This window comes from Cyanobium sp. BA5m-10 (assembly GCF_024346255.1).
GTDB lineage: Bacteria > Cyanobacteriota > Cyanobacteriia > PCC-6307 > Cyanobiaceae > Cyanobium_A > Cyanobium_A usitatum.
Map to the genome: position 1 here is coordinate 38787 of NZ_JAGQCP010000004.1, position 16782 is coordinate 55568.

A 16782-nucleotide genomic window follows, 5' to 3' on the forward strand; every position below is an offset into this window, starting at 1 on the left:
GTCGCGCCATGCTCCTATCGCTGCGCCGCGCCCCCAGCCTCTCGGCCCGCATGGCCCGCTGGGGGTTGGTGATCGTGGTGGCCTACGCCCTGGTGGCCCTGCTCACGCCGCTGCTGGTGCATGCCGGCTGGCTGGCCGATCCCAACTCCGGCTTGCAAAATCCGATCTACGCCCAGCCCTCGCTGAGCCACTGGTGCGGCACCGATCGTTTGGGCCGCGACGTGTGCGTGCGCACCCTGGCCGGCAGTGGCGTGGCCCTGCAGGTGGTGCTGCTGGCCCTGGTGATCGCCCTGCTGATCGGTGTGCCGCTTGGCATGGTGAGCGGCTACTTGGGCGGCTGGGTGGATCGGGTGCTGGTGCTGCTGATGGACACCCTCTACACCCTGCCGGTGCTGCTGCTCTCGGTTGTGCTGGCCTTCCTGCTGGGCCGGGGCCTGCCCAATGCCGCCGCCGCCCTTTGCGTCGTCTACATCCCCCAATACTTCCGGGTGGTGCGCAACCAAACCGCCCAGGTGAAGGCCGAGTTGTTTGTGGAGGCGGCCCAGTCGCTTGGCGCCGGCCCGATCTGGATCCTGCGCCGCTACCTGCTGCGCAACGTGATCACCTCGGTGCCGGTGCTGCTCACCCTCAACGCCGCCGATGCCGTGCTGGTGCTCGGTGGCCTCGGCTTTCTTGGCCTGGGCCTGCCCGAAACCATCCCCGAGTGGGGCGGCGACCTGCAGCAGGCCCTCACCGCCGTGCCCACCGGCATCTGGTGGACCGCCCTCTACCCGGGCCTGGCCATGTTTGTGCTGGTGCTGGGGCTGTCGTTTTTAGGTGAAGGCCTCGAGACCTGGCTCAGCGGTGGCAGCGCCCAGCGGACGGGATCCTGAAGCCCAGATCTTGAAAGCCCAGAGCAGAAGCCTGGCTCCTTCAGGGGCGCAGCTGCCTAAGCCAGGCTTCCAGAGGTTCACAGCGGATGCCATCGATCAGCAGCGGTTCTGGGCAAAAGGAGAGCAGCAAGCGCTCTGCCTCCGGGTAGTCCTCGCCGAAGGCCCGCAGCGCCTTGAGGTCGCTCCGATCGATGCGCCTGCTGTGTTTCACCTCGATTGCCATAAACAGGTCTGGGCCATACACAACGAAATCCACCTCCAATCCAGATCGGGTGCGCCAGAAGCTGAGTTGGGCCCCTCCTGGCCGCAGCTGGCAGAGCGCCCGCAGGTGCTGTGCCACCAGGGATTCCAGAGCGATGCCGCCAATCTCTTCCGGTGCATCAAGCGGGCCGCGGGGCCTGAGGGAGCGAAAAACTCCGGCATCGAAGCAGAAAAACTTCTGGTGCTGCACCAGCTGCCGCTGGGCCCGTCGTTGAAACACCGGTAGTCGAAAGCTGATCAACAGATCCTCAAGAATTCCCAGATAGCTTTCGGCCCTTTTGCGGGGTATCTCGGTTTCCCGGGCCAGGTTTGCCAGGTTTAGTAATGAGCCCTGCGAAAAGCTAATCACCTCTAGAAACCTTGCGAAATCCCCGATCTGACGCACCAGGGCTTCTGCCTGCACCTCTTCTTGCAGATACAGCGAGGCATAGGCCGCCAGGGTTGCCTGGGGATCCACTGCCTGCCACACGAGGGGCACTAGTCCATTGGATTGGGCCCGCATCAGATCAAAATCCTGGCCGAGCTCAGCAGCCATGAAGGGCCCCATGTGCACTGCCACCAGCCGCCCGCCGAGCAGGTTGGCAGCCCCGTGGCGCAGCTTGCGAGCACTCGAACCGGTGAGCACAAAACGCAGATCACGCCGCTGCTCCACCAGGGCATGCACCACATCGAGCAACTGGGGGGCTTTCTGGATTTCGTCGATCACCACCGTGTGAGCGGATTTGCCAGCGGCAGCGATTAATTCGGCCAGCCGCTCTGGCCGGGCCTGGTAGGCCCTCAGTACATCCGGTGCCAGCAGATCCAGCCGCAGGGCTTCGGGAAACACCTGTGCCAGCCAGGTCGACTTGCCGGTGCCGCGGGGGCCAAAAAGGAAGAAGCTGCCAGGAGGTGGCTGCAAAAATCGCCGCATTGCCGCCATATACGCAGCCAAAATGGAGTTTTGCTAGCCATTTTGCACGGGATCTAGGCGTTTACTCGCTTGTTTCTTGATGCTCCCGGGCTTGGCGTTGATCTGCCGCTCGCCGCTGAGCCGCGCGGCCTTGGGCTCCAGGATCGTGATCTTGTCGACCACCTACCCGATCGAAGCCGGAATCTGCAAACTTGCAGGGCTAGGGGACACGGCCTGCAAGTGGCGCCCCACAATGGGAACGTCCCGCCAGCCTGTGGATAGCCATGCCCTGGTGGTTGGATCTGCTTCTGCTCTCTGCAGCGACGGCGCTTTGGTGCAGCGGCAACGCCAATGACGACGACGTTTGGAGCCTGTTCCAGAAGTTTCTCGCTGCCGTTGCCCTGGCGGTGGTGCTGCTGGGCGGCCGCCAGATTTTCCTGGAGCTGCTGGCCCTCGGCTTGGCCCTGTGGCTGCCCAGTGCCCGCAGATATCAGTAGCCCAGCATCAGTAGCCGGGCTTCAGTGCCTGAGCTTGATCGTGCGGGGCAGGGTTTCGCTGATGGCCCCCTCGGCATCAAGGCTTGGATAGGGGCGGCCTTCCCGCTGGCACCAGGCCGCCACCTCCGGATAGGCCCACTCAAGCAGCAGGTTGTCGTAGCGCCCGGCCGGCACCCCTTCGCCGTGGAGTGGCAGCACCCCGGCGGCCTGCCGCTGACGCAGCGCCTCAAACAGCAGCGTGGCGCAGGCCACGCTCACATTCAGCGACTGCACCATGCCGTGCATCGGGATCACGATCGGCTGATCTACCAATGCCGCCGCTTCAGCGCTTAAACCCCACTTCTCCGCCCCCAGCACCAGGGCGCTGGGGCCGGTGAAGTCGCACTGGCGGTAGTCCACCGCTTCCACCGACAGGTGGGTGCCATAGAGCCGAAAGCCCTGGTCCTTGAGTTGGCGCAGCAGGGCCACGCTGGCGCCGTCGCTATGGCGATGCAGCGGTACCCACTTTTCACTGCCCTTAGAGGTGCAATTGAAGGTGGGGGTGCGGCCCGCCAGGCTCACCACATGGGCCTCCAGCACCCCCACCGCATCGCAGCTGCGCAGGATCGCCGAGAGGTTGTGGGGCTTATCCACGTGCTCAAGCACCACGGTGAGATCGCCCATGCGGCGATCGAGCACGGCCTTGAGCCGCTCAAAGCGGCGGGGCAGCAGGGGCATGGCGTCGGGCTTAGTTGAGGTGCGGAATCACGGGCATCTCCCGAATGCCCAGTCTCCCTAATGACAAGTAGGCCTTCGGCAGTCACTTTTTTGTTTTTAGGCTGGGTTCAACATTCGGTTGCCCAAGCTCAAACCAGCTTTGCTTCCTCCCGCCCGGCGCTCGATGCAAGCTCCCGCCCCCACGTTTGATCAGCGGGTTTACGCCGTCGTTGCCCAGATCCCTTGCGGACAGCTGGCCACCTACGGCCAGATCGCTGAGCTGGTTGGGGTGTGGGGCGCCGCCCGCCAGGTGGGCTGGGCCCTGCGGCGGCTGCCGTTGCCGTCGCCCATTCCCTGGCAGCGGGTGGTGAATGCCCGCGGCCAGATCAGCTTCAACCCCAGCCGTGAAGGCAGCGACTGGATCCAGCGTGAGCTGCTGCTCGCTGAAGGCATCCCCGTAGATGCAGCCGGCCAGCTTCCCCTGGCCCAGCACCGTTGGCGGGCTGGAACTGGAGCTGGGGATGGAGAAGGTGTGTTTATCAATTAGTTCTCCTTAGCTAACTAGCAAAAAACATCCACCTCCCCAGCCACCTTCCCCGCCGCCTCCCCCCGCCCATCACACCCCTGCGCGCTAGTTGTGGAGCCTTGACCTCCGCTTTCCCACTCCCTGGCACTCGCCCCCCCAGCCGAAACTCCCGCGATTGGCCTGGCGCCGCGCCAGCTTGCCTGGCAGGTGTTGCTGGCGGTGGGCGCTGGCGCCTACGCCGATGTGGCGCTCGAGCGGGAGCTCCAGCGCCATCCCCTTGAGGGCGCCGACCGGGCCCTAGCCACCGAACTTGCCTACGGCACCATCCGCCAGCGGCGCCTGCTCGATGCCTGGCTCGATGCCCTCGGCAAGGTGCCCGCAGCCCGCCAGCCGCCCAAGTTGCGCTGGCTGCTGCACTTGGGGCTCTACCAGCTGCTGTTCAGCAGCCGGGTGCCGGCCTCCGCGGCGGTGAGCACCACCGTGGAGCTGGCGAAACGGGGCAAACTCGGCCGGCTGGCGCCGGTGGCCAATGGCCTACTTCGGGCCTGCGGGCGCCGGCGCGCGGAGGCCGGGCCTGAGCCCTGGGATGGTCTGGGCCCCCTGCCCAGCGACCCCGCCGCCAGCTATGGCCTGCGCCATTCCCTGCCCGCCTGGCTCGCTGAGCTGGCGTTGCAGTGGCCTGATCCCGAGGCCTTCGGTCTGGCCTGCAACCAACCCCCCGCCCTCGACCTGCGCCTCAACCTGCTGCGCACCACGCCTGCTGCTGTTTTGGAGGCCTTCACTGCCGCCGGGATCGAGGCGGCCCCCCTGCCGGATCTGCCCGGGGGCCTCACGCTGCTGGGCCGCAGCGGTGAGTTGCGCGCCCTGCCCGGCTACGCCGAGGGGCACTGGTGCGTGCAAGATCGCGCTGCCCAGGCGGTGGGTCTGCTGCTCGATCCCCAGCCCGGCGAGCGGATCCTCGATGCCTGCGCCGCCCCCGGTGGCAAGAGCACCCATCTCGCTGAGCTCATGGGCAACGAGGGTGAGGTGTGGGCCGTGGATCGCTCCGAGGGGCGCCTGCGCCGGGTGGGCGTCAATGCCGCCCGCCTTGGCCTGCAGTGCATCCACACCCTGGCCGCCGATGCCACTGCCCTGGCGGCTGAGAAGCCTGAGTGGCTCGGCTGGTTTGATCGCATCCTGCTGGATGCCCCCTGTTCGGGCCTCGGCACCCTGGCCCGCCACGCCGATGCCCGCTGGCGGATCAGCCCTGAATCCATCACCGAGTTGGTGCCCCTGCAGCGGGCCCTGCTGGAATCCCTGCTGCCCCTGCTCAAGCCGGGCGGTCAGCTCGTGTATGCCACCTGCACCGTGCATCCGGCTGAAAATGGCCAGCTGCTCGCTGGCTTCCTTGCTGATCACCCCGGCTGGCAGCTGCAGCAGAGCTGGCAGCGCTGGCCAGCCGCCAGTGGTGGCGACGGCTTTTTTGCCGGCCGGCTGCAGGCCTAAGGCGGGGTTAGGGGGGTGGTGGTGGCGCCATCACCGGGGGTGGCGGGGCTTCCAGCGGTGGCGGTGGCGGTGGGGCGGGCGCCGGGCTTGGAGCAGCAGGGGTGCTTGGTGTTTGCGGCTGGGGCGCGGCAGGGCTGGCCGGTACGGCTGGTGTGTAGGGCTGCTCGTTGAGGCTGGGGGTGGGATCAAGCTCCAACGGCTGGGGTGCCGGTTCACGCCAGCTTTCGGGGCTGGCTGCCGGTTTACGGCGGCGCTCAGCTTGCTTCTTATCGCGCCGGTAGGTGTCCTCTAGCTGCGGCTTGGGCGGAAACTGGCGCACTGGCAGGTCCTTGCTTATCGGCGCCATAAAGGCCCGCCAGGCGTAGGTGGCCACCACGCTGGTGTCCCTGGTTGTGCGGCTGTCGTCGTAGCCCAGCCACACCCCAGTGGTGAGCTGGGGAATCGAACCGATAAACCACAGGTCGCGGCCCCCCTCTGAGGTGCCCGTCTTGCCGGCCACCGGCCGGTCTGGCAGGGCCGCGCCGCCGCCCGTGCCCGACCGCACCGCCTGCTCCAGCATCCACAGCATCAGGGCAGCGATGTCGCTATTGACGGCCCGGCGCCCTTGATCGCCATCCACCCGGCGGCTCCACAGCAGCTCGCCATCGGGGCCGAGGATCTCTTCAAACGGTGTTGGTTTCACGTAGATACCACCGTTATTGATGGCGGCGTAGGCGGCGGTCATGTCCACCACGGTTTGCTCGGTAGCGCCAAGAGCTAGGGGGTAGAAGCGCCCCAGCTCGCGGGTGATGCCGAGGTTCTTGGCCGTTTCAATCACCTTGTCGAAGCCCAGCTCCTGCAGCAGCCCCACCGCCACCGTGTTGAGCGAGTTCTGCAGCGCCATCACCATCGACACCGAACCGAAGTAGCGGTTGCCGAAGTTCTTGGGGCAGTAGCCGGCGAAGCAGCGGGCCGAATCGCGGAATATTCGCTCTGGCAGCATCCCCCGCTGCAGGGCCGTGAGATACACAAACAACTTGAAGGTGGAGCCGGGCGAGCGCAGGGCCTGGGCTGCCCGATTGAACTGGCTGTCCTTGAAGTCGGTGCCACCCACCATCGCCCGCACCAGGCCGGTGCCGGGCTCCATCGCCACCAGAGCGCCCTGCATGCTGCCGGTGGCATAGATGTTCACCGCCGACTGCGCCTTCTCCTGCCAGGCCAAATTGACGCTGCTGCGCACTGTCAAACCACCCACCTCGAGCTGCTCGGGGCTGAGCACCTTGGGCAGTTCCTGCTGCACCCAGCTGCTGAAGTAGGGGGCGCGGCTGTCTAAGTATTTGGGTTCAGCTGGCTTCAGTTGCAGCGGTGCCGCTTCAGCCTGCTGTTGCTCACTGACGCTGATGAAGCCCGCCTCCTCCATGCGGCGCAGCACCACTGCCCGCCGCTCCAGGGCCAGGTCGGGATTCACCAGGGGCGAATAAACCGAGGGGGCTGGTGGCAGCCCTGCGATCAGGGCGGCTTCCGGGAGGGTTAGCTGGTCTGGGGTTTTTGTGAAATACACCCAGGCCGCGTCGGCCACGCCGTAGGCGCTTGAGCCGAGATAAACGACGTTGAGGTATTCGGTGAGGATCTGCGGTTTGCTGAGCTGGCGCTCGAGCTTGCCGGCCAGGGCGGCCTCCTTGAGCTTGCGAATCAGGGTGCGATCCTGGCTCAGAAATACGGTGCGGGCCAGCTGCTGGGTGATCGTGCTGGCCCCCTCCTCCACCGAGCCCTTGCGCAGGTTGCGCACCATGGCCCGGCCGATCCCTACCGGGTCAATGCCGTCGTGCCGATAGAAGCGCCGGTCTTCCGCGGCGATAAAAGCCTGCTGCACCAACGCCGGCATCGTTTCGGGCGTCAGCTTTTCGCGAGTAACCGGCCCGATCTTGTGCACCACCTGGCCATCGGCCGAGAGGATGGTGAGGGTGCCTGGGCGGTTGAAGTGGTTGATGCCGCGGGCGTCGGGCAGCAGGCTGTCAAAGCCCGCCACTAGCGCCGCCTGGCCGCAGGCAACGCCACCGCCAATCAGGGCTGCAAGCAGCCCTACTCCCACCAGGTTGGTGCGGCGGGGCTGGGGAGCTTTGCCGTTGGCGGGGGGCTGGCGGTTCACCTCAGCTAACGAGGGAGCTGTGGCCGATTGCCAGGGCGGTCACAAGCATGCCGAGCACCAGGAATGGTTGGGCACTTGCCTGGTATTTGACATCGAAGGCAACTGGATCACGCAGCAGCCAGATGTCCTGGAAGGTGATCTGGGGAATGATCAGCAGCACCAACAACACCGCCGCGAAGTGTTGGCCGATGGCGATCAGCACGGCCACCATCGCCAGCTGAAATACATCGATCATGCCGGCGCTGATCCAGCTGGCTTTTTCGATACCGAAAGCAACCGGTAGGGATTGCAGGCCCATGGCACGGTCGCCCTCGACGCTCTTGAAGTCGTTGACCACGGCGATGCCAAGGCCCGCTAGGGAGTAGGCCAGGGTGAGTAGGGCGGTGGTCCAGGTGAGCTGGCCAAAAAGAGCCTGGCCTGCCCACCAGGGCAGGGCGATGTAGCTGGCGCCAAGGGCGTAGTTTCCCAGCCAACCGTTTTGCTTGAGCTTCAGCGGCGGAGCTGAATAGATAAAGCTCACAAAGGAGCCGCCCAGGGCCAGCAGCAGCAGCACCGGGGTGGTGTGACCGGCCCAGAGATCAAGGCCGTAGGCCACTCCTAGCCCTGCTAGCAGCAGGATCCAGATCTGGGCCTTCACCTGGCCTAAAGGAATCGCTCCTGAAGGAATCGGCCGGTATGGCTCGTTGATCGCGTCGATTTCGCGGTCGTAGTAGTCGTTGATCGTTTGGGTGTAGCCGGCCAGCAGGGGCCCGCTCATCAGCATGCAGGCGATCGAGGCTCCCACCTCGCTGAGGCTCCAATGGAAATTGCCTGAGGCGGCAGCACCGCACAGCACACCCCAAATCAGGGGTATCCAGGTGACCGGCTTCATCAGCTGCAGCCGGATTTTCCAGATACTGCTGGTACCGCTGGCACCCTTCATGCCCAGCAGCTGACGGGCGCCGCCGCCGCTGGCCGCTTCGGGATTGGGGCTGTTGGTCAACGGCCTAGGCCTCAGGCGAGGGTGAGTTCGTCGTCAAAGAACCAGGCGATCTGACCACCGCTTAGCTCCACCACCACACCGATGCCCTTGCCATCCACCGTGCGGAAGCCGGTCACGGTGCCGGTGGAATCGGCCTTCAGGGAATCAACCATCTCACTGGAGATGCGATCCCGAACCCGGGTGATCCGCACCTTCGAGCCGATGTTGATGGTGGCAGCCTGGGACATGGCCGGCGCGACTGGAAAGTGGCGCAACCTTAACAGTGCCCTACGGAGCTCCAGTCCATGGTTGCCAAGCGGATCATTCCCTGTCTCGACGTGGCCGATGGCCGGGTGGTGAAGGGGGTGAATTTTGTTGGGCTGCGCGATGCTGGTGATCCGGTCGAGCTGGCCTGTCGGTACAGCGCTGCTGGGGCAGATGAGCTGGTTTTCCTCGACATCGCCGCCAGTCACCAGGGCCGCGGCACCCTGGTGGAGCTGGTGCAACGCACCGCTGAAGCGGTCACCATTCCCTTCACCGTGGGCGGTGGCATCAGCAGCGTTGAGGGCATCACCGCCCTGCTGCGCGCCGGCGCCGACAAGGTGAGCCTCAACTCATCAGCCGTGCGCGATCCCGAGCTGGTGGCCCGCGGCGCCGAGCGCTTTGGTTGCCAATGCATCGTGGTGGCGATCGATGCCCGGGCCCGCGCTGGCGGGGGCTGGGATGTGTACGTCAAAGGTGGCCGCGAGAACACGGGCCTCGATGCGGTGGCCTGGGCCCGGCAGGTGGTGGCCCTCGGAGCTGGCGAGATCCTGCTCACCTCCATGGATGGTGATGGCACCCAGGCGGGCTACGCCCTGGAGCTCACCCGCGCCGTGGCCGATGCGGTGCAGGTGCCAGTGATCGCCTCCGGCGGTGCCGGCTGCATCGACCACCTCGCTGAGGTCCTCGACCCCGGTCTGGCGGGTGGCCATGCCTCAGCAGCCCTATTGGCCTCCTTGCTGCACGATGGCATTCTCAGCGTTGAGCAGATCAAGACCGAGCTGCTGCGCCGTGGTTTGCCGATACGGCCCCTCGCATTGAGTTGTTAAGGCTCGTTACATTGGCTAGAGACCTTCACTCGGTTCGGCCAGCACTTGTTCTCTGCCCTTCCCGTACTCCCGTCTAATGCCTCCACCGCAATTGCCCTCGGCATGGTGGCGGCTGTGGTGGCTCTGGTTGCTTGGGCGCTGCAGCTGATGCAGGCCGCCAACGATCGCCAGGAATTTTCGTTGATGCTGGCTGGCTGCATGGTGTGCTCAGCTGCAGTTGGCCTGGCCACCGTGATGGTGCTCACCTTCACCAGCCCCAGCTTTTTGCCTGCTGTGGATGCGGGCATCAGTCTCGATTCGATTGTGTTGCCTTGGGATGGCCAGCTTTAGGCCCGGAGATCCACATGCGGTTCAGGAGCTGTTTGAACAGATAGCGCCCCGCTACGACCAGCTCAACGACCTGCTCAGTTTTGGCCTGCATCGCCTCTGGAAACGTCAGGCGATTGCTTGGTTGCAGCCCCAGCCTGGCCAGCATCTTTTAGATCTTTGTTGCGGCACCGGCGATCTGGCCCTAGTGCTGGCTGACCGGGTGCGGCCGGGTGGAAGCGTGCTCGGCATAGATGCGGCCGCTGCCCCCCTGGCGGTGGCGGCCCGTCGGGCAGCCGCCCAGCCCTGGCTAGCGGTGAGCTGGCAGCAGGGGGATGCCCTGGCCACTGGCTTGGCGAGCGCTAGTTGCGATGGGGCCGTGATCGCCTACGGGCTGCGCAACCTCGCTGATCCAGGGGCAGGCCTGCTGGAGTTGCGACGGCTGTTGCGCGACGGCGGCCGCGCCGCAGTGCTTGATTTCAATCGCACCTCTGGGGCTGTAGAGAGTTTCCAGAGCTTTTATCTACGCCGGTTGGTGGTGCCCACCGCCGAGCGGTTCGGCATTCCCGAGCACTACGCCTACCTGGAGGAGAGCCTGCAGCGGTTTCCCACGGGCTCCGAGCAGCAGCAGCTGGCGAGGCGGGCGGGCTTCAGCGAAGTGAGGCATCGGCCCCTGGCTGGTGGCCTGATGGGTTTGCTGGAGCTGGTGGCCTGAGGCCAGTGGACAGCTTGGATCCTGGCTCCTGGTGTGCGGCCCGATTGTGACTACTATTGGAGTATCTGTTTTGAATAGGGGTTGAATCCCCAAGGGTTTTGGAAAACTTCTACATCCAGCCCATCATCGACCTTTCTTCCGGCCGGGTTTGCGGCGGCGAGGTCCTGTGGCGCCCCAACCACAACGTGCCCAGCTCTGAGGAGATTCAGGCTCTAGATGAAGATCCCGCTCTCAATATCTCCGTCACACAAGACTCTTTCATATTTGCTCTGCGGGCCCTCGACCGGATGCAGTCGAACGTGTGGCTGTCGGTGAATCTCTCCTGCCAGTACATCGGCTCTGGCAAGATGTTTTTCCGGCCGATCTCCAAGGCGGTTGGTGATCTCGAAACCCTGCGCCGCAAGGTTGGTCGCCGCCTGGTGGTGGAGGTCACAGAGCGTGGTGTGTCCGGCCAGCATGAGTCGTCGTTTATTAACGAGCTCACCTCGCTGCACACCATTGCGGTGGACGACTTCGGCACTGGAGATGCGCCCCTGTCCCACATGCTGAATCTGAATTTCAGCAAGGTGAAGGTGGATCGCTCGATTGTCTCCGGCATTGATGCCGATTCCTTCCGCCAGCGTTTTCTCAAGTGGCTGGTGTCTGGTTGTCACGCCATCAACGTGGATGTCTGCGCCGAGGGTGTGGAAACGGAATCGGAGGCCACCTTCCTACGCCGCATCGGCGTCAACCAGGGCCAGGGCTGGCTGTGGAGCAAGGCCATACCTGCTGAGCAGTTTGAAAACCTCACCGTGCCAAGCGCAGCCGTCACTGAGTCGCTCGGCCGCATGCTCAACGCATCCTGAATCAAAACCCCGTCGCTGGTATAGCAAATGCGTTGAGCGATAACAGGCTGGCTAGATGCCTTTAATTCTCTATCTTTTGAGGGGTAACTTGGAGCTAAGTGCCCTATGACTCCGCTTACGCTAAGTAGCTTTTTCTTTTGGGCCTGTTTCGGTGCGGGCTGGGCGGCGCTTTCCGTTTTTGCCCACCATGGGGGTGCTGCTGCTCTGCGGTTTTGGAGCCTCCAGCGCCTTCAGCTACTTCAGTGCCCGCGGCATCCTTGATCGCCAGCTGGCCAACACCACCCTGCCGTTAACGGCCCAGGCGCTCTCCGGTGAAGTGGAGCAGTACCTCACCCCGCAGGCGCTGCTTTCGTCTTCAATGGCACGCAACACCTTCCTGGAGAGCTGGGTTGCCGCCGGGGAGCGGGATCAAACCGCAATGGTTGGCTGTCTCCGCAATATCCAGGCCGAACACGGAGCCACCACTGCCTTTTTTGTGTCCGATCGCACCGGTCGCTATTACCACCTAAACGGGGTGATTAAGTCTGTCTCCCCTAGCGATCCCAACGACCGCTGGTTTTACCGGGTGCAGGCCAGTGCCGATCCCTTTGAAGTCAACATCGATAGGGATACGGCCGATCCCAACCGGGTAACCGCCTTCACCAACTTTCGGGTGCTGGATCAGGCGGGTGGCTTCATTGGCTCTATCGGCTTAGGTATGGACGTGCGCGAGTTGGCCCGGGAGCTGAATCGCTATTAGGATCGCTATGGCGCCCGGGTGCTTTTGGTGACCCATGCAGGTCAGGTGGTGCTCTCCCCCGGCGCCGACTCTGGGGCAACCCTCAAAAAGGTTTCCGGGCTGGCTCCTTATGTTTCCCGGATCCTTAATCAGCCCGCCACATCCCTGCAGTTCCCCCATGGCGAGGGCCAGCTGTTCGTGAACAGTCGCCAGATCCCCGCACTCGGTTGGGTGATTGTGGTGCTGCAGCAAAACGATCCGAGCAAGGCAGCTCTGCTGTCGATCCTTGCTCAGAATCTGCTGATTGCCCTGGCGGTGTCAGCGGTGGTGTTGCTGCTGGCCGCTTCCTCCAGCTCGGCTGAGCCCATTGCCCCACCCACCCTCAGCTGCGGCGTCACCACCTATCAGCACGGTGAAACTCTTAAGGAGCTGCTGCTGCGGGCTGATCAGGTTCTCTACACGGCCAAGCGTGGGGGGCGTGATCGGGTTGTGTGCCTGGAGGCTGAGGCCCCCCTACTGGGCAGAATCGATCCAAAGCCCAGCACAGCAGCGTGAACTTCCAGGACAGAAGTGCAACCCTTCCGGAAGCCCTGACTTTGCAAGCCTTCTGCGCCGGGTAAACTGCACAGACCAGCAAACGACCAATAAAACTGGGCTAGCGTCCGGACTTCTGACGTCGCGGCGGTCGCCCGTGTTGGTCCTTGCCTCGTGTCCTTGAGCGCCACCCCCTTCTGGGCGGCGAGGTGGAGGTTGTCCTCTACGCCACCAAGCCGTACTACTGCGCCCGGCTGTACCTGTCTGGGGAGCGTCGCTACGCCACGAAGAGCTGCAAGACCAACGACCTTGAGGAAGCAAAGGAGTTCGCTGTTAAAACCTGGAGGGTCTGGCGGAACACGGCTGAAGCCGGTGGCTCGCCACTGGGAACCTCTCTGGAACAGGTAGTAGGGGAGTACATGAAGCTGCAGGACCAGCGCTGTGCAGACAGCGAGGTGAGCGCGAACACCTTGAGGTGCACAAGAACCCTGTTCTCGACAGTTTTCCTGCTGTACTGCAAACACAAGGGTTTTCGGTTTGTTCGAGACTTTCCAGCTGACGGACTCAACGACTACCGGCAGTGGCGCCTGAATGTGTCACCAAAGCTGGTGAAGCGCAGTCAAAAGACCACAGGCGTCAAGGACAGCACCCTGAACCGCGAGTTGACCGCCTTTAGAACGTTCTTCACCAAGTACCTCAAGCAACGAGGTCTGACTGGTGTTGAACCAAGGGTGAAGCTGCGCGACACCTACGACGACACTTTTGAAGCCAACCCGCCCTTCAGCTCAAAGGAGTGGGAAAAAACTTGGAGGCACCTGCGGACCTGGTCAGAGGAGCCGCTTAAGCGGGCCTCCCACCGCTACTGGCGGCAGTGCTTCCGTCGCTACCTGCAAACTGCCCGCTGGGTCGGCAACCGGCCGTCAGAGCTGGTTGCAAGGCTTCGGTGGTCAGAGGTTCAGTTTCAAGAAGGCCGCACGGTCTCGACGAAAACAGGGGAGAAGGAACTGCTGGCCCTTGTCACGGTGCGCAAGGCTCCAGGCACAAAGAACAAAAGGGACCGGACAGTACCGAGCTTGGCGGGGAGGTACCTAAAGGCCTGGCTGGAGTTTGTTCAGGCGTACCGAAAAGAAAACGGGTTCAGACCGTTGGAGCCAACAGACCTGGTCTTCGGCAACCCAGCCACAAGCAAGCCGTACCCGTACACCCAGTGGAGCAAAACCTGGGACGTGCTGAGAGCAGAGCTAGGCCTGACACACCTGAACCTCTACAGCACACGAAGCACATTCGTGACCGACCTGCTTGAGAAGGGAGTGGACGTGTACCTGGTCGCCCGCCTGGCCAACCACACTGTGGAAGTGCTGCAGAAGCACTACGACCGCCAGGACCTCGTCAGACGGGCGTCGGAGGCCACGCCAAGGACCTACGGAGCTCGGGAGACCGAGCGGAGGCCAGTAAACGCGTTGGAGCTGGCTGGGGAGTCCGAGGAGGAGGACTCAGGGACCGGCTAGCAAATTAATACGAACTGAGAAGCCGTTTTTGAGACTTGGACCGCCGCTTCGCACTCGAAGCCCGCGTCATGTGTCACGCACTAGCAAGTCTCAAAGTCGACGTATTCGCTGTGTGTTTCAGCTTTGGCCAGCAACATCTACCAGCCGGTTCTGTCCATGTTGCTTTGAGAGCTCCACGCCAACCTGTCCCCCTGCCCAGAGTGACGAGAAATTGTCAGCGACACCCTTTGACTTTGAGCTCGGCACTCTTCGCCTCGGCAAGCTCCATTAGCTTCTTGGATACCGCGTAGCTCTGACGAGTGTAAGCATCCTCGGCCTGCTGCACATAGCTCGCACGCTTTGCAGATAGGTCAGAGCAGCTTGCAGCCTGAACTGGAGCAGTGAGCGAGGCAAGGGACAGGGCGATAAAGAGGGTGCTTTTCATGAGTCGTAAACAGGTTGTGGGAATTTAGCTGCAGTGCGAAAGAGACTGCAACGAAAGACGGACGAATCTCAGCCTAATCGGCGACTGTCCTCTTCTAGTCGCGCCCCGTCTCGAACTGCAGACACCATGCTAACAATGCCAAGAACAATCAGGAACAAACCCAGAGGTGGGAAGAGCAAGCAGGGGACTCCAAGAAGGATCATCGCGCATCCACCGCCAGCAGATGTATTGGCGTTCGTGTTGAGGTTGACTTTTTCTCCCTCCGTAAGCATGCGGACGGGGCTTCGCTGCGCGCCTTTATTAGAAGCTAGGCCGTACTCTCGACGGGTTCTCTCGTGAAAGGCCTGCATCTCGGCTTCGTACTTAAGTCGTTCTTCCTCAGACTTGAAAGCCATTACCGCTTGGCCAGCTACATGAGAAATGCTAGCCATTGCTTAGCCGCTTATCAATAGAGGGTAGCTCCATGGGTCCGGGTGTTTACGGTCGTTTACATCTCCTTCATGGTGCCTCCTACTCCTAGTGATCCAATACTCCTCTGTTCTGCGTGATTGTATGTCTTCTCTATTTGCCCAGCTCCGGCATGGCAGAACTCACCCTTAGTCAAGGTGAGCCTTCACAACCCCCCACGAGTAGGGGAACTGCTGACCTCGAACGATGAGGCAAGGCGTTGAGCAAGGCAGGTCACTTTCCTCGTCCCCCTGGTCCCTGAGGTGGTAGCTGTCCAGTGTCTCCTGAAGGCACTGCCGCTTGTCTTTCTTGATCTTCTCAAGGCACTCCCGGGTCCAACGGCTGCCAGCCCTTCCGCACTTGTACCTTGCCGCCGCCTCGTCAAAGGTCAGTGCCTGGACCACGGGTTTGGCTTCTGGGTCGTAAACAAGCAGTCGATCCAGGTCAGGGAATGTGTCATCACGGAGAGTTTTGAATGGACCGTCGAGAAGAGCAAGTAGTTCTTCGGTCCTCGGGTCTTCACCTCCCTTGTCCCCCTCTGCTTTCATCTCTTCGAATAGTGAGTCGAGGTATCGATTAAGTTCGGTTGGGTCAGTTAGGTCTTGTGCGTCGTTGTTCATAGTGTCAGTCCTCAAGTGTCTAGGTTAGGGGTGGATCGTATTGGTCGCGAAGGTGAACCTCCTTGTAGGCAGGCATGGGTTGTTTCTCCCACCCGCGCTCAGCGTGGTAGTAAGCGCGCCACACCAACTCCGAGCAGTGGCCCGGACCGAAGCGGTGTGTATTTCCGTCGATCACCCGTTCAACCTTCAACCAGTTGTCCATGATTCCGGTGGTTGGTCCGTGAAACTGAAATCGGTAGGTTTCACCCTTCAGTTCGACCTCAGCGGCGTCACCGCCAGCAAGGTGTTCGGCGTACAGGTGGTAGGGGTCAGGTGCGTTGGTCATGGTCTTGCAAGCCTCTGTGTTGCTGCCGGTCCTTTTCGGAGGGTGGGTAGCGGTGTTCTGACTCCGTTGGCACGCTCGTAGTCGTCCAGCAGTCGGCTCAGGGTCTTGGCCAGCGTCGGTGTCTGCTCTTCTGACTGCACTCGGATGAACCGTTGCAGGTCGCGTTCACTGATGCCCAGCTTGAGCACCTTGCGTTCGGTGCTTTTCATGGCTTTATTCCTCTGTTGCTACCGGCCATTGCTTGTGGTGTGTGCTGGCGAATCAGCACCCGTTTCCTTCCTGATGAAGTGCTTCTCAAGACCACTTTCCACTCGCCTGACTGCACCAGGTACCGCATGAAGTGGTTCGCCACTCGCTTCGGCAGGTCAAGGATGACCGCCAGTTCCTCTCTGGTCGACCCATCCAGGTCTTTGTGGTCAATCTGGCGGTAAACCTCACCAAACACCTCATCAGTCAGGGTGATGATGAATAGTTTGTTCTTGTTACTGTTTTCACCTAGCACTGACCCGGCCCAACTCCAGCTGCTGTCACTCACGTACCCCTGGCAACCGTTGTTCCACATGGCCATCGCCTTCCTGATGGTATTGCTGCTGTACTCGGCGACTCGACGACGGCCGAGCCGGGGGCAGGACAACTGCACCCAACCGTTCTCGACCCAGGTGTCAACCACCTCCTTTTTCAGTTGTTGGAGGTACCGGCCTTCCTCACTTTTGTACCACTGCCACCCTTTTCGTTCTTTCAGGTCTTGGATGGCCCTACCAATCCAGGTGGTGTCAAGTACCTCCTCTACAGGGATTCGTCCTCTGAAGTCGTTGCAGCAAAGCCACTCGCGCAGTGTTCTGAAAGCAATTTCTTTCAGGTCACCTTGCAGAGTGGCGTCGGTTGTCTTCTGTTGTTCTGTCATTTCGTTCTCCAGTCGGGCTGGTAAGGGTGG

The 16782-nt window shown here is 62.4% G+C and carries 22 protein-coding genes; 11 read left to right on the forward strand and 11 right to left on the reverse strand.

What is annotated here, in order from left to right:
• Nucleotides 1-8: 8 nt before the first annotated feature.
• Nucleotides 9-872 carry an ABC transporter permease gene (locus KBY85_RS02910; protein ID WP_254932458.1) on the forward strand — a complete coding sequence of 288 codons (864 nt, stop codon included), beginning with the start codon at nt 9-11 and terminating at the stop codon, nt 870-872.
• A 40-nt stretch (nt 873-912) separates the two neighbouring features.
• Here KBY85_RS02910 and KBY85_RS02915 read toward each other — a convergent pair whose 3' ends face one another.
• A complete protein-coding gene (locus tag KBY85_RS02915; RefSeq protein WP_254960046.1) occupies nt 913-2031 on the reverse strand; it encodes an ATP-binding protein in 1119 nt (372 codons plus the stop codon).
• Between the two features lie 45 nt (nt 2032-2076).
• Nucleotides 2077-2205, reverse strand: a complete 129-nt coding sequence (locus tag KBY85_RS02920) for a hypothetical protein (protein WP_254960047.1) — start codon at nt 2203-2205, stop codon at nt 2077-2079.
• 101 nt (nt 2206-2306) lie between these two features.
• Here KBY85_RS02920 and KBY85_RS02925 point away from each other — a divergent pair, with 101 nt between their 5' ends.
• Nucleotides 2307-2519, forward strand: coding sequence for a hypothetical protein (locus tag KBY85_RS02925; protein WP_254960048.1), 213 nt, complete (start codon nt 2307-2309; stop codon nt 2517-2519).
• A 21-nt stretch (nt 2520-2540) separates the two neighbouring features.
• Here the strand turns inward: KBY85_RS02925 and KBY85_RS02930 are convergent, their stop codons facing one another.
• A complete protein-coding gene (locus tag KBY85_RS02930) occupies nt 2541-3236 on the reverse strand; it encodes a TrmH family RNA methyltransferase (RefSeq protein WP_254960049.1) in 696 nt (231 codons plus the stop codon).
• 163 nt (nt 3237-3399) lie between these two features.
• Between KBY85_RS02930 and KBY85_RS02935 the strand changes: the two genes are divergently transcribed.
• Both KBY85_RS02935 and KBY85_RS02940 read left to right on the forward strand, forming a co-directional pair.
• The gene (locus KBY85_RS02935; protein ID WP_254960050.1) at nt 3400-3762 is read left to right on the forward strand and encodes an MGMT family protein; all 363 of its coding nucleotides are present in this window, start codon (nt 3400-3402) and stop codon (nt 3760-3762) included.
• 120 nt (nt 3763-3882) lie between these two features.
• Complete coding sequence (locus KBY85_RS02940) at nt 3883-5226, forward strand: 16S rRNA (cytosine(967)-C(5))-methyltransferase (protein ID WP_254960141.1); 1344 nt, start codon at nt 3883-3885, stop codon at nt 5224-5226.
• 7 nt (nt 5227-5233) lie between these two features.
• On the opposite strand, the gene KBY85_RS02945 is transcribed toward KBY85_RS02940, so the two are convergent.
• The 3 genes from KBY85_RS02945 to KBY85_RS02955 form a co-directional block, all read right to left on the reverse strand.
• Nucleotides 5234-7354 carry a transglycosylase domain-containing protein gene (locus KBY85_RS02945; RefSeq protein WP_254960051.1) on the reverse strand — a complete coding sequence of 707 codons (2121 nt, stop codon included), beginning with the start codon at nt 7352-7354 and terminating at the stop codon, nt 5234-5236.
• Nucleotide 7355: 1 nt separating this feature from the next.
• On the reverse strand, nt 7356-8276 hold the full coding sequence (chlG, locus tag KBY85_RS02950) for a chlorophyll synthase ChlG (RefSeq protein WP_396121808.1): 921 nt from the start codon (nt 8274-8276) through the stop codon (nt 7356-7358).
• A gap of 71 nt (nt 8277-8347) precedes the next feature.
• Nucleotides 8348-8563 (reverse strand): DUF2862 domain-containing protein, encoded by a 216-nt coding sequence (locus KBY85_RS02955; protein ID WP_254960053.1) that lies wholly within the window; start codon nt 8561-8563, stop codon nt 8348-8350.
• A gap of 57 nt (nt 8564-8620) precedes the next feature.
• On the opposite strand from KBY85_RS02955, the gene hisF reads away from it, so the two are divergent.
• The 7 genes from hisF (at nt 8621) to KBY85_RS02990 (ending at nt 14032) form a co-directional block, all read left to right on the forward strand.
• Nucleotides 8621-9406: an imidazole glycerol phosphate synthase subunit HisF gene (hisF, locus tag KBY85_RS02960; RefSeq protein WP_254960054.1), complete on the forward strand. Its 786-nt coding sequence runs from the start codon at nt 8621-8623 to the stop codon at nt 9404-9406.
• Nucleotides 9407-9451: 45 nt separating this feature from the next.
• Nucleotides 9452-9736: a hypothetical protein gene (locus tag KBY85_RS02965; protein WP_254960055.1), complete on the forward strand. Its 285-nt coding sequence runs from the start codon at nt 9452-9454 to the stop codon at nt 9734-9736.
• Nucleotides 9723-10427: a bifunctional demethylmenaquinone methyltransferase/2-methoxy-6-polyprenyl-1,4-benzoquinol methylase UbiE gene (gene ubiE / locus KBY85_RS02970; protein WP_254960056.1), complete on the forward strand. Its 705-nt coding sequence runs from the start codon at nt 9723-9725 to the stop codon at nt 10425-10427. The genes KBY85_RS02965 and ubiE overlap by 14 nt, the downstream gene beginning before the upstream one ends.
• Nucleotides 10428-10525: 98 nt before the next feature.
• A complete protein-coding gene (locus KBY85_RS02975; protein WP_254960057.1) occupies nt 10526-11272 on the forward strand; it encodes an EAL domain-containing protein in 747 nt (248 codons plus the stop codon).
• 151 nt (nt 11273-11423) lie between these two features.
• On the forward strand, nt 11424-12011 hold the full coding sequence (locus KBY85_RS02980; RefSeq protein ID WP_254960058.1) for a cache domain-containing protein: 588 nt from the start codon (nt 11424-11426) through the stop codon (nt 12009-12011).
• Between the two features lie 27 nt (nt 12012-12038).
• Nucleotides 12039-12545, forward strand: coding sequence for a GGDEF domain-containing protein (locus KBY85_RS15950; RefSeq protein ID WP_254960061.1), 507 nt, complete (start codon nt 12039-12041; stop codon nt 12543-12545).
• Nucleotides 12546-12733: 188 nt separating this feature from the next.
• Nucleotides 12734-14032, forward strand: a complete 1299-nt coding sequence (locus KBY85_RS02990; RefSeq protein ID WP_254960062.1) for a tyrosine-type recombinase/integrase — start codon at nt 12734-12736, stop codon at nt 14030-14032.
• A 214-nt stretch (nt 14033-14246) separates the two neighbouring features.
• Here KBY85_RS02990 and KBY85_RS02995 read toward each other — a convergent pair whose 3' ends face one another.
• From KBY85_RS02995 to KBY85_RS03015, 5 genes are all read right to left on the reverse strand, one after another.
• On the reverse strand, nt 14247-14456 hold the full coding sequence (locus KBY85_RS02995; protein ID WP_254960063.1) for a hypothetical protein: 210 nt from the start codon (nt 14454-14456) through the stop codon (nt 14247-14249).
• A 596-nt stretch (nt 14457-15052) separates the two neighbouring features.
• Nucleotides 15053-15523: a hypothetical protein gene (locus KBY85_RS03000; RefSeq protein ID WP_254960064.1), complete on the reverse strand. Its 471-nt coding sequence runs from the start codon at nt 15521-15523 to the stop codon at nt 15053-15055.
• Nucleotides 15524-15542: 19 nt separating this feature from the next.
• On the reverse strand, nt 15543-15848 hold the full coding sequence (locus KBY85_RS03005) for a hypothetical protein (protein ID WP_254960065.1): 306 nt from the start codon (nt 15846-15848) through the stop codon (nt 15543-15545).
• Nucleotides 15845-16057 (reverse strand): hypothetical protein, encoded by a 213-nt coding sequence (locus KBY85_RS03010; RefSeq protein WP_254960066.1) that lies wholly within the window; start codon nt 16055-16057, stop codon nt 15845-15847. The genes KBY85_RS03005 and KBY85_RS03010 overlap by 4 nt, the downstream gene beginning before the upstream one ends.
• Nucleotides 16054-16752, reverse strand: coding sequence for a hypothetical protein (locus KBY85_RS03015; RefSeq protein ID WP_254960067.1), 699 nt, complete (start codon nt 16750-16752; stop codon nt 16054-16056). The genes KBY85_RS03010 and KBY85_RS03015 overlap by 4 nt, the downstream gene beginning before the upstream one ends.
• Nucleotides 16753-16782 lie beyond the last annotated feature (30 nt).

What these genes read in the sequence shown, in the direction of transcription:
- KBY85_RS02910 (WP_254932458.1), top strand. Translation starts at nt 9, where the DNA reads ATGCTCCTATCGCTGCGCCGCGCCCCCAGCCTCTCGGCCCGCATGGCC.
- KBY85_RS02925 (WP_254960048.1), top strand. Translation starts at nt 2,307, where the DNA reads ATGCCCTGGTGGTTGGATCTGCTTCTGCTCTCTGCAGCGACGGCGCTT.
- KBY85_RS02930 (WP_254960049.1), bottom strand. Translation starts at nt 3,236, where the DNA reads ATGCCCCTGCTGCCCCGCCGCTTTGAGCGGCTCAAGGCCGTGCTCGAT.
- KBY85_RS02935 (WP_254960050.1), top strand. Translation starts at nt 3,400, where the DNA reads ATGCAAGCTCCCGCCCCCACGTTTGATCAGCGGGTTTACGCCGTCGTT.
- chlG (WP_396121808.1), bottom strand. Translation starts at nt 8,276, where the DNA reads ATGAAGGGTGCCAGCGGTACCAGCAGTATCTGGAAAATCCGGCTGCAG.
- KBY85_RS02955 (WP_254960053.1), bottom strand. Translation starts at nt 8,563, where the DNA reads ATGTCCCAGGCTGCCACCATCAACATCGGCTCGAAGGTGCGGATCACC.
- hisF (WP_254960054.1), top strand. Translation starts at nt 8,621, where the DNA reads ATGGTTGCCAAGCGGATCATTCCCTGTCTCGACGTGGCCGATGGCCGG.
- ubiE (WP_254960056.1), top strand. Translation starts at nt 9,723, where the DNA reads ATGGCCAGCTTTAGGCCCGGAGATCCACATGCGGTTCAGGAGCTGTTT.
- KBY85_RS02995 (WP_254960063.1), bottom strand. Translation starts at nt 14,456, where the DNA reads ATGAAAAGCACCCTCTTTATCGCCCTGTCCCTTGCCTCGCTCACTGCT.
- KBY85_RS03000 (WP_254960064.1), bottom strand. Translation starts at nt 15,523, where the DNA reads ATGAACAACGACGCACAAGACCTAACTGACCCAACCGAACTTAATCGA.
- KBY85_RS03005 (WP_254960065.1), bottom strand. Translation starts at nt 15,848, where the DNA reads ATGACCAACGCACCTGACCCCTACCACCTGTACGCCGAACACCTTGCT.
- KBY85_RS03010 (WP_254960066.1), bottom strand. Translation starts at nt 16,057, where the DNA reads ATGAAAAGCACCGAACGCAAGGTGCTCAAGCTGGGCATCAGTGAACGC.
- KBY85_RS03015 (WP_254960067.1), bottom strand. Translation starts at nt 16,752, where the DNA reads ATGACAGAACAACAGAAGACAACCGACGCCACTCTGCAAGGTGACCTG.